At 74.0% G+C, this 10572-nt stretch carries 10 protein-coding genes; 5 read left to right on the forward strand and 5 right to left on the reverse strand.

Features of this window, described 5'->3' with window-relative positions; genetic code table 11:
- Nucleotides 1-60: 60 nt before the first annotated feature.
- From GT045_RS15295 to GT045_RS15305, 3 genes are read right to left on the reverse strand one after another with little or no spacing between them, the layout of a single operon-like run.
- Entirely contained in the window at nucleotides 61-702 is a 642-nt protein-coding gene (locus GT045_RS15295; RefSeq protein WP_161334498.1) for a lactate utilization protein C, read from the reverse strand.
- Nucleotides 699-2201, reverse strand: coding sequence for a LutB/LldF family L-lactate oxidation iron-sulfur protein (locus tag GT045_RS15300; RefSeq protein ID WP_161334499.1), 1503 nt, complete (start codon nucleotides 2199-2201; stop codon nucleotides 699-701). Before GT045_RS15300 ends, GT045_RS15295 begins: the two co-directional genes overlap by 4 nt.
- On the reverse strand, nucleotides 2198-2953 hold the full coding sequence (locus tag GT045_RS15305) for a (Fe-S)-binding protein (RefSeq protein ID WP_161334500.1): 756 nt from the start codon (nucleotides 2951-2953) through the stop codon (nucleotides 2198-2200). Before GT045_RS15305 ends, GT045_RS15300 begins: the two co-directional genes overlap by 4 nt.
- Before the next feature lie 207 nt (nucleotides 2954-3160).
- On the opposite strand from GT045_RS15305, the gene GT045_RS15310 reads away from it, so the two are divergent.
- From GT045_RS15310 to GT045_RS15320, 3 genes are all read left to right on the forward strand, one after another.
- Nucleotides 3161-4462: an alpha/beta fold hydrolase gene (locus GT045_RS15310; protein ID WP_161334501.1), complete on the forward strand. Its 1302-nt coding sequence runs from the start codon at nucleotides 3161-3163 to the stop codon at nucleotides 4460-4462.
- 185 nt (nucleotides 4463-4647) lie between these two features.
- The gene (locus GT045_RS15315) at nucleotides 4648-5391 is read left to right on the forward strand and encodes a PIG-L deacetylase family protein (protein ID WP_161292695.1); all 744 of its coding nucleotides are present in this window, start codon (nucleotides 4648-4650) and stop codon (nucleotides 5389-5391) included.
- Between the two features lie 55 nt (nucleotides 5392-5446).
- Entirely contained in the window at nucleotides 5447-6295 is an 849-nt protein-coding gene (locus GT045_RS15320) for a pentapeptide repeat-containing protein (RefSeq protein ID WP_161292693.1), read from the forward strand.
- A 169-nt stretch (nucleotides 6296-6464) separates the two neighbouring features.
- Here the strand turns inward: GT045_RS15320 and GT045_RS15325 are convergent, their stop codons facing one another.
- The gene (locus GT045_RS15325) at nucleotides 6465-7982 is read right to left on the reverse strand and encodes a cytochrome P450 (RefSeq protein ID WP_161334502.1); all 1518 of its coding nucleotides are present in this window, start codon (nucleotides 7980-7982) and stop codon (nucleotides 6465-6467) included.
- 121 nt (nucleotides 7983-8103) lie between these two features.
- Between GT045_RS15325 and GT045_RS15330 the strand changes: the two genes are divergently transcribed.
- Together GT045_RS15330 and GT045_RS15335 are read left to right on the forward strand one after the other, a co-directional pair.
- Nucleotides 8104-8712 (forward strand): TetR/AcrR family transcriptional regulator, encoded by a 609-nt coding sequence (locus GT045_RS15330; protein ID WP_161292689.1) that lies wholly within the window; start codon nucleotides 8104-8106, stop codon nucleotides 8710-8712.
- An 81-nt stretch (nucleotides 8713-8793) separates the two neighbouring features.
- A complete protein-coding gene (locus GT045_RS15335; RefSeq protein ID WP_161334503.1) occupies nucleotides 8794-9519 on the forward strand; it encodes a DUF2470 domain-containing protein in 726 nt (241 codons plus the stop codon).
- On the opposite strand, the gene GT045_RS15340 is transcribed toward GT045_RS15335, so the two are convergent.
- Nucleotides 9487-10572 (reverse strand): lactonase family protein (locus GT045_RS15340; RefSeq protein ID WP_237538608.1); only part of this gene is annotated, 1086 nt, incomplete at its 5' end. The genes GT045_RS15335 and GT045_RS15340 overlap by 33 nt on opposite strands.

The following is a 10572-nucleotide window of genomic DNA, read 5'->3' on the forward strand; positions in this document are numbered from 1 at the left end:
CGGCCTCGCCGCGCGCGGGCCGCCCGCGGGCGTGGTGCCGCGCGGGCGCGGCGGCGCGCGTCAGCCGAGCAGGATCACCTCCAGCGTGCGGGGTCCGTGCACTCCCTCCACCCGGTCCAGTTCGATGTCGCTCGTGGCGGACGGCCCCGAGATCCAGGTCGACGGGCGGGCGGGATCCAGGCGTTCGAGGGCCTGCGGCACGGAGGAGACGACCTGGCCGGGCACGCGGACGACGCAGATGTGGTGGTCGGGGACGAGACTGAGGCGACGGCGCCCCTGGCCGGGGCTCCCGTCCAGCACGATCGTGCCGGTCTCGGCGATCGCGACCGCGCAGGCGGTGAGCACGCTGTCGGCCCGGTCCAGGTCGAGCGGGGTGCTCTCCGGCCGGTCGGGGACCCGGGTGACGTCCGTCGCGGCCAGCCAGCCGTCGTCCAGCCCGGCCGGCACCAGCACCGACTCCGCCTTCCGGGCGGCCAGCAGACGACCGATCAGGGCGGGGAGCTCCGGCTCCGCGCAGCGGTGCACCACCGCCCGGTAGTCCGCCAGATTCTCCGCCAGCAGCCGCACCGTCCGCGCGGTGGTCCGCTCCCCGTGCTCGCGCAGGTAGTCCCGGCTCACGGCCTCCTCGTAGGGCCGCTCGTCCGGGGGCACGTCCGCCAGCGCGCGCCGCACCCGCCCCAGGATCCGCTCCCTGCCGTTCACCTGTCGCCGTCCTTTCCGCCGCGCGTGCGCCGCCACCAGTCCCGGAAGGACTCCGGCGGCACGGCGGGCAGGTCCCGGGCTTCGCTCCACGCCCTGCCGGGGCCCGGCAGGGCGCGCGGATGCAGCCGGCGCGTCCGGGCGGCCACCCGCTGGCCCGTGCGCAGGGCGCCGGGGTGGGTGAACGCCCAGCGCGCCGCCCGCATGGCCGCCCGCTCCGCCGCGTGCCCCTTCGCCGGCCGGAGCACCACCTTGTTGCCGTTCCGCACGGCCGGGCCGCCCTCGACCACCCGCTCCCTCAGGTGCACGAGCACCTCCGGGATGTCGATGGCGACCGGACAGACCTCGTAGCAGGCCCCGCACAGGCTCGACGCGTAGGGCAGGGAGGCGTCGATCTCGCTCTGCGTGCCCCGCAGCTGGGGGCTGAGGATGGCACCGATCGGGCCCGGGTACACGGAGCCGTACGCGTGCCCGCCCGCCCGCTCGTACACCGGGCACACGTTCAGGCACGCCGAGCAGCGGATGCAGCGCAGCGCCTGCCGGCCGACCCGGTCGGCGAGGGTGTCGGTGCGGCCGTTGTCGAGGAGCACCAGGTGGAAGACGCGCGGCCCGTCCCCGTCCGTGGTGCCGGTCCACGTGCTGGTGTAGGGGTTCATCCGCTCGGCCGTGGAGGAGCGGGGGAGGGTCTGCAGGAAGACTTCCAGGTCCCGCCAGGACGGCACCACCTTCTCGATGCCGACGACCGAGATCAGCGTCTCCGGCAGGGTCAGGCACATCCGCCCGTTGCCCTCGGACTCCACGACGACCAGGGTGCCCGTCTCGGCGACCATGAAGTTGGCGCCGGAGATGCCGACCTTGGCGCGCAGGAACTTCTCCCGCAGGTGCAGCCGGGCCGCCTCGGCGAGGTCGGCGGGCTCGTCCGTGAGGCCCTGTGGCGCCGGGCGGCCCCACTTGCCCATCTCGGTGCGGAAGATGTCGCGGATCTCGTGCCGGTTGCGGTGGATGGCCGGGACCAGGATGTGCGAGGGACGGTCCTCGCCGAGCTGCACGATCAGCTCGGCGAGGTCGGTCTCGTAGGCCCGGATGCCCTCGGCCGCGAGCGCCTCGTTCAGGCCGATCTCCTGGGTGGCCATCGACTTGACCTTCACGACCTCCGACTCCCCGGTGTCTTTGACGAGTCGGGTGACGATCCGGTTGGCTTCGCCGGCGTCCGCCGCCCAGTGGACCGTGCCGCCGGCCGCGGTGACCGACTCCTCCAGCCGCAGGAGGTACCGGTCGAGATGGCGCAGGGTGTGGTCCTTGATCTGCCTGCCCGCCTCGCGCAGCGCCGCCCAGTCGGACAGCTCGCCCACCGCCCTGGCCCGTTTGGCCCGGATGGTGTGGGTGGCGTGCCGCAGGTTGGCGCGCAGGGTGGCGTCGTGCACGGCGTCGTGGGCCGCCTTCGGGAAGGCCGGGTGGGCGGGCGGGGCGTGCCCCGGCATGCCGACGAACGTTCCGCTCACAGTGCCGGTTCCTCCTCCGTGCTCGCCAGGATCTCCGCGATGTGCACCGGCCGCATCCGTGACCGCAACCTGCTCATCGTCCCGCCCAGGTGCATCAGACAGGAGTTGTCGGCCGCGCACAGCACCTGCGCGCCCGTCGACTCCACGCTGCGCACCTTGTCCACGCCCATCGCCGCCGACACGTCGGCGTTCTTCAGCGCGAACGTGCCGCCGAACCCGCAGCACTCGTCGGCGCCCGGCAACTCGACCAGTTCCAGCCCCCTGACGGCCCGCAGCAGCCGCAGCGGCCGGTCGCCGAGTCCGAGGCCCCGCAGCCCGTGGCAGGTGGGGTGGTAGGTGACCGTGTGCGGGTAGTGGGCGCCCACGTCCGTCACCCCGAGCACGTCCACCAGGAACTCCGTCAGCTCGTACGTCTTCGGCACCACCGGCGCCAGCGTCCGGGCGAGCGCGTCCCCGCGGCCCTCGGCCCGGGCCCGCTCACCCATCCGCGGGTACAGCTCCCGCACCATCGCCCCGCACGAACCGGACGGGGTCACGATCGCCTCGTACTCCCCGAAGACGTCGGAGAAGTGCCGGGCCAGGGGCTCGGCACCGTGCCGGTAGCCGGTGTTGTAGTGCGCCTGCCCGCAGCAGCTCTGGGCCGCGGGGAAGTCGACCTCGACGCCCAGCCTGGCCAGCAGCTTCACCACGGCCCGGCCGGTGTCCGGATACAGCGTGTCGTTGACACAGGTCAGGAACAGAGCGACACGCATCGCGGCTCCTCGGCGTCGGTCGTCGGACGAGTGCAGGGTAGTGCGCGGGGTCTGGCGGACGGGAGACCGGAGCCCGGTGGTGCGGCGCGGCGGAGCCGGTATGCGCTGACCGGCAGTTCAGTGACAAACCATGATCCCGGGGGTCGGCCTGCGCGTGATCGTGTGCTGGACTGGGACGCGTCCGCGCCGTCCGTCCCGGGAGATTCGTTGAGCCGCAGTTACCGCCAGCCCGGCGTCGTCCTCACCGACCACCACTTCACCGTGCCCCTCGACCACGCCGACCCGGGCGGCGAGACCATCGAGCTGTACGCCCGCGAGGCGGTGGCGAGCGACAAGGCGGGGCAGGACCTGCCCTGGCTGGTGTACCTCCAGGGCGGCCCCGGATTCGGGGCGAATCGTTTCGTCGGACGTCAGGCGTGGCTCGACCGGGCCCTGAAGGAGTACCGCGTCCTGCTGCTCGACCAGCGCGGCACCGGCCGCTCCACGCCCGCCACCCGGCAGACCCTGCCACAGCGCGGCGGCGCCGCCGCCCAGGCCGACTACCTCACCCGCTTCCGCGCCGACTCCATCGTCCGCGACTGCGAGGCCGTCCGCCCCCGGCTCACCGGCGGCGCCCCGTGGACCGTGCTCGGCCAGAGCTTCGGCGGCTTCTGCACCGTGACGTACCTCTCCCTCGCCCCCGAGGGCGTGCGCACCGCGGTGATCACCGGCGGCCTGCCCTCCCTGGACGCCCACGCCGACGACGTCTACCGCGCCGCCTACCCGCGCATCGAGCGCAAGGTCGCCGCGCACTACGACCGCTACCCCCAGGACGTGGAGCGGGCCCGCCGGATCGCCGACCACCTCCTGACCCACGACGTCGTACTGCCGAACGGCTACCGCTTCACGGTCGAGGCGTTCCAGTCCCTGGGCCTGATGCTCGGCACCGGCGACGGCAGCCACCGCCTGCACCATCTCCTGGAGGACGCCTTCGTCCGCGCCCCCGGCCGCCCGGAGCTGTCCGACGCCTTCCAGGAGCAGGCGCAGTCCCTGCTGTCGTACGCCGCGAACCCCCTCTACGCCCTCGTCCACGAGTCCGTCTACGGCCAGGACGCCCGCCCCACCGCCTGGGCGGCAGAACGGGTCCGCGGTGAGTTCCCGCAGTTCGACGCGGCCAAGGCGCTCACCGGTGACGGTCCGGTGCTCTTCACCGGCGAGACCGTGCACCCCTGGATGTTCGACGCCGACCCGGCGCTGCGTCCCCTGCGCGAGACGGCCGAACTGCTCGCCGCCCGCACCGACTGGCGCCCGCTGTACGACGCCACCCGCCTCGCCGCCAACGACGTCCCCGTGGCCGCGGCCGTCTACCACGACGACATGTACGTCGACACCGCCCACTCGCTCCGGACCGCCCGCGCCGTTCGCGGCCTGCGCACCTGGGTGACCGACGAGTTCGAGCACGACGGCCTGCGCGCGGGCGCGCCCCGCGTCCTGGACCGGCTGCTGGCCCTCGCCCGTGACGAGGTCTGACGGGGCGGCCGGGGTCCGACGGGTCCGACGAGGACGGCCGACGTCTGAAGAGGCAGTCATCGTCTGCCCGAATATGACGTGGTTCACGGGCGTCTGCTGGGTTCCGTTGCGTTCTGGCCGGGGCCCCCGGGCCGGACGTGCACAAAGGAGTTGCGGTCGGCGCCGGGCGGCATAGTGTGCCGCCCATGACCGAGGACAAGATCACCGACCTGCTTCCCCTGCCCGACGACTGGCGGCGCGCCCTGGCCGTGGTGGCCCACCCCGACGACCTGGAGTACGGGTGTTCGGCGGCCGTCGCCGCCTGGACCGACGCCGGCCGCGAGGTCGCCTATGTGCTGGCCAGCCGGGGCGAGGCCGGCATCGACACCCTGCCCCCCGCCGCCTGCGGCCCGCTGCGCGAACGCGAGCAGCGGGCCAGTGCGGCCGTGGTCGGTGTCGGCACGGTGGAGTTCCTCGGCCACCGGGACGGTGTGATCGAGTACGGGCCGGCGCTGCGCCGTGACATAGCCGCCGCGATCCGCCGCCACCGTCCCGAACTCGTCGTCACCCTCAACCACCGCGACACCTGGGGCGGTGTCGTCTGGAACACCCCGGACCACGTGGCCGTCGGCCGCGCCACCCTGGACGCCGCAGCCGACGCGGGCAACCGGTGGATCTTCCCCGAACTCATCGAGCAGGGCCTCGAACCGTGGAACGGCGTCCGCTGGGTGGCCGTCGCCGGCTCCGGCAACCCCACCCACGCCGTCGACGCCGCACCCGGTCTGGAACGGGCGGTGCGCTCGCTGCTGGAACACCGCGCCTATCTGGAGGCGCTGACCGACCAGGACCCCGAGACCTATGTCCGTGACTTCCTGACCGAGACCACCACGGCCACGGGCAAGCGCTTCGGCGGCAGGCCGGCGGTGTCCTTCGAACTGTTCGGCAGGTAGGCCCCCGCCGGTGGCAGCGCGGGCGACCGTCGCGCTGATCGGTAGGCTGGCCCTCATGCCGGATCAGATAGCCGACCCCTCCGACCTGCGCGGCGACTGCGCACAGTGCTTCGGGCTGTGCTGCGTAGCCCTGCCCTTCGCCCGCTCCGCCGACTTCGCGATGAACAAGCCCGCGGGAAAGGCGTGCGAGAACCTCCAGGCCGACCACCGCTGCGGGATCCACGCCGACCTGCGGGCCAAGGGCTTCTCCGGCTGCACCGTCTACGACTGCTTCGGCGCCGGCCAGAAGGTCTCCCAGGTGACCTTCGGCGGGCAGGACTGGCGCGGTGGGCCGAAGGAGCGGGCGCGCCGGATGTTCGACGTGTTCCCGGTCGTACGGCAGCTGCACGAGCTGCTGTGGTACCTCACGGAGGCGCTGTCCCTGGCCGCGGCCGGGCCCGTCCATCCCGAACTGCGGCGGGCGCTGGAGGAGACCGAGCGGCTCACCCGGCAGACCCCCGAAGAGCTGGCCGCGCTGGACGTGGCCGCGCACCGGCAGGAGGTCAACGTGCTCCTGCTGCGCACCAGCGAGCTGGTCCGGGCCGGCGCCCGGGGCAAGGGGAAGGGCAGGGGGAAGGGCAAGGACCGGCGGGGAGCGGACCTCGTCGGTGCCCGTCTCAGGGGTGCCGACCTGCGCGGGGCGAGCCTGCGCGGTGCCTGTCTGATCGCCGCCGACCTCACCGGCGCCGACCTCACCGGTGCCGACCTGATCGGTGCCGACCTGCGCGACACCGACCTGACCGACGCGGACCTGACCGACGCCTTCTTCCTCACCCAGCCGCAGCTGAACGCGGCCCGGGGCAGCGCCGGCACCAGGCTCCCCGGGACCCTCACCCGTCCGGCGCACTGGACCTCGGGACGCTGACCGGCGGCGGCGCGCTGCGCGGCCGCGGCGCGCCGTTGTGCGGCTGCGGATCCGTCGTGGGCGGTCGTGGGGTTCCCCGCGCCTGCGGTGGCCGGCCGGGTGGTTGCGTCGTGGCCGGTCGTGGGGTTCCCCGCGTCCCTGCGGTGGCCGGCCGGGTGGTTCGCCGTGGTCATGCCGTGGCCGGTCGTGCGGTTCCCCGCGCCTCTTCGGGGCGCTTCGCATCGGCGGTGTCCGGTGGTGCCGTTCTCCGTTCCAGACGCAGCCGCAGGCCCTCGGGCATCAGTGTGAGGCGTTCGGCGACGCTCAGCCGGTAACCGGGGTCGATGCGCAGTTCGTAGCGGCGCAGCAGCAGGCCGAGCACCAGGGTCGCCTCGTGCAGGGCGAACTGGCGGCCGATGCAGGCCCGGACGCCGGTGCCGAACGGTTTGAAGGTGTGCGGCGGGCGGCCCCGGACCGCCGCCGCCGTGAAGCGCTCCGGGTCGAACCGCTCGGCGTCCTCGCCCCACACCTGCGGCTCGCGGTGCAGCAGCGGCGTCAGCACCAGGGTCCAGGCGCCCCGGCGCATCGGGTGCTCCCCGGCGAGGACGGTGTCCTGCCGTGCCTCGCGGGCGAAGGCGGGCGCGGTCGGCCACAGCCGCAGCGACTCGTCCAGCACCCGGCGGACGTAGCGCAGCTTGGCGATGCGGTCGTAGTCGGGCAGCGGGGTGCCACCCCAGACGCGGTCCACCTCGGCACGGGCCCGCGCCGCGATCTCGGGGTGCCGGGCCAGGTAGTACAGGGCGAAGGAGAGCGCGCCCGAGGTGGTCTCGTGCCCGGCCACCAGGAAGGTGATGACCTGCTTGCGGACGTTCTCCGCGGACAGGTGCTCGCCGGTGACCGGGTGTGAGGTGGCCAGCATGCGGTCCAGCAGGTCCCCCTCACCGCCCCCGGACCGGCGTCGGGCGGCGACCAGCTCGTCGACGGTCCGGTCGAGGCAGGCCATGTCGGCCGCGTTGCGCCGGGCGGCGGTCCGCAGCAGCAGCGGGGCCAGCGGCCCCGGCACGCTGTTCAGCCGCTGTGCGTAGGTGAGCGTGCCGACCATCGCCGTGACGAAGGGGTGCGGCCGGCTGCGCTCGAAGGAGCCGAAGTCGTGCCCGAAGCCGGTGCGCGCGATCGTCTCCAGGGTCAGCCGGGTCATGTCGCCGGGGACGTCCACCGTACGCCCGGCGGCCAGCTGCCGGTCCCAGTGGTCGGTGAGCCGTCCGGCGACGGCCAGCATCATCCCGTGGTAGCCCTCCATGGCCTCACGGCTGAACCCGGGCGCGAGGACGTCGTGCGCCAGCTGCCAGTTGGGCTCGTGGTTGTAGGCGGTGAACAGGCCGTCCCCGGCCACCGGCCGCAGGTTGGCGACCCCGAGCCCGACGTGCTTGGCGAACCGCGACTCGTCGGCCAGGTCGGCGACCAGCGACGCCCCCCACGTGAACACGAACTCCTTGCCGAAGGCCCGGCGCCGGAAGATGGGGCCCAGCTCGCGTCCGTACCGCATCGAGTCCTGCAGGGGCCGGCGCCGGTCGGTGCCGAGCACGTCACCGAGCAGCGGTACCCGGCGCGGCGGATGGGGGATGCGGTGCAGCTCGGGCCAGCCCTGCTCGGCGCTCCGGAATCCCTTCGGCAGCCCGGTGCCCGTGGTCTGCGTCGTCTCCACCATGACGCGATCTCCCTTGATCCAGCGGATGGTCGGAACTGTGACGCGCGCGTGTTGTACGTGAGTTCAATAACTGGTCCCAGTGTGATCCCGTTGTTGAACCGACGTCAAGTAGAGTGACGCCATGCCCGCGAACCAGGGGGAACGCGCCCGGCGCCGACTGAGCACCGAGGAGCGGCGTGAGCAGCTGCTGTCGGTCGGTGCCCGGCTGTTCTCGGAGAACCCCTACGACGAGGTGTGGATCGAGCAGGTCGCCGAGATCGCCGGGGTCTCGCGCGGGCTGCTGTACCACTACTTCCCGACCAAGCGGGACTTCTTCGCCGCCGTCGTGGACCGGGAGAGCGCGCGCATGCTGCGCATGACGGCGGCCGAGCCCGGTGTGCCGGTGCGCGAGCAGCTCACCGCCGGCCTCGACACGTATCTCGGCTACGTCGAGGACCACGCCCACGGTTTCCGCGCCTTCCACCGGGCCGACGCGGCCGGGGACCAGGCCGTCCGCCGGGTCTACCGGCAGGCCCTGGCCGCGCAGGAGAAGCAGATACTCGCCGCGCTCGCCGCCGACCCGGAGTTCGGGCCGGTCTTCGGGTCGGCTCCCCAGGTGCGCCTGGCGGTGCGCGGCTGGCTCGCGTTCACCACCGCCGTCTGCCTCGAATGGCTGCGCGGCGAGGGCGAGTTGAGTCGTGAGCAGGTGCGGGACCTGTGCGCCCGCGCACTGCTGGGGGTCCTCGCGTAACCCGGTCCGCCGGTGTGGCGTGGTTGGCGCGCGCCCTGATCTCCGATAGGTTAGGCAAGGCTTACCTAAGGAGGTCACGGCATGGGTGACAGGCAGGACTGGACGGCCGCCCCCGGCGCGGCCGAGCGCGCCCGCTCGGTGCTGGCCGCCGCGTGGTCGTGCGCGGTGACCGCGGACGGGGTGCGCGAGGAGTACGTCGGCGCGCACTCCGTCACCGGGGACGGCGCGGTGCGGCTGGCGGTCCCCGACGACAGCGGCCTGTTCGCCGCGGCCCTGTGCGCCCCGCGCCAGGAGCCCTCCGCCCTGGTGGAGTTCGCCGACGTGGCCCCCGTGCCGGTGCGCAACCGCATCCGTGCCCGGGTCTGGCTCTCCGGCTGGTTCGCCCCGTCCGGGGACGCCCTGCTCTTCCGGCCCACCCGGGTGGTGCTCCGGCAGTCCTCCGGTCCCGTGGTCGTGGGCCTGGACGAGTTCACCGCCGCCCGGCCCGACCCCCTCGCCGGCGCCGAGGCCCACCTGCTCACCCACCTCGCCGGCGCCCACCCGGACGCCGTCGAGCGGCTCACCCGGCTGGTGCGGCCGGAGAGCCTGCACGCCGCGACCCGGGTGGTGCCCCTCGCCGTCGACCGGCACGGGCTGACCCTGCGCATCGAACGCACCCGCGCCCACGGCGACGTACGGCTGCCCTTCCACACGCCCGCCGACGACGTCGGCCAGCTCACCGAACGCATGCACGCGCTCCTGGCGCAGGCCGGCGCCGGCGCCTGCCCCCGCGCCCTACAGCGGCAGCGCGCAGACGGCGACGGGTGACGCGAACGGCTCGCCGGTCCGGCGCAGTCCGCCGCCGTCGGTGTCCACCCGGAAGACGGTGACCGTGCCGGAGCGCTGGTTCGCCGCGAACAGCAGCCGGCCGTCGGGTGAGAACGCGATCTGCCGCGGGAAGTCACCGCCGACCGGCACCGTGCCGAGCAGCCGCAGCCGGGCGCCGTCGCCCTCGACGGCGTAGCGCGCGATGCTGTTGTGCCCGCGGTTGGCGAGGAAGGCGTACCGGCCGTCCGCCGTCACCAGGAACTGCGCCGGATAGTTCGTGCCGCCGTCCGACCCCGAGGGCTGGGGTTCGCCGACGGCCAGCCGGCCGGAGCGCGGGTCGTAGGCGCAGACGGCCACGGTGTCGTCCACCTCGTTGGCCAGATAGGCGTACCGGCCGCCCGGATGGAAGGTCAGCTGGCGCGGCCCCGCGCCGGGCCGGGTGCCGGCCCGCCCCACCTCCGTGAGCGTGCCCCGCGCCGGATCGAGGCGGTAGGTGTAGACGGTGTCGGTACCGAGGTCCACGGCGAGGACGTGCCCGCCGTCGGGACTCGTGAGGAACTGATGGGCGTGCGGCCCCTGCTGCCCGGGACCGGGCGGCGGGGAGGTGTGCGTGACCAGGTCGGTGCGCTCGCCCGGGGCGCCCGAGGCGTCGATCGGGTGTACGGCGACACTGCCCGACCCGTAGTCGGCGCTCAGCAGCCAGCGTCCGGTGGGATGCACCGACAGATGGCAGGGACCCGCGCCGCCCGTACTCCGGGTGGCCAGGACGCGCCGGTCCGCGAGACGTACGGCCGTCACCGCGCCGTCCTGCCGCTCGTCCACCGCGTACAGGGTGCGGCCGTCCGGGTGCACGGCGAGATACGACGGATCGGGCACCCCGGTGAGCGTCCCCGAACCGGTGATCCGGCCCGACCGCGGATCGTACGACGCCAGACCGATCCCGGTGCCACCACCCTCGGCTGAGGTGTAGGTGCCGATGTACAGCGGCCGCGGGCCGGACGGCTCGCGGGGCGGTGCGACGGCCCTCGGGGCGCCGCGCGCCGCCGGGCCACC

Source organism: Streptomyces sp. SID486 (assembly GCF_009865385.1).
Classification (GTDB): Bacteria; Actinomycetota; Actinomycetes; order Streptomycetales; family Streptomycetaceae; genus Streptomyces.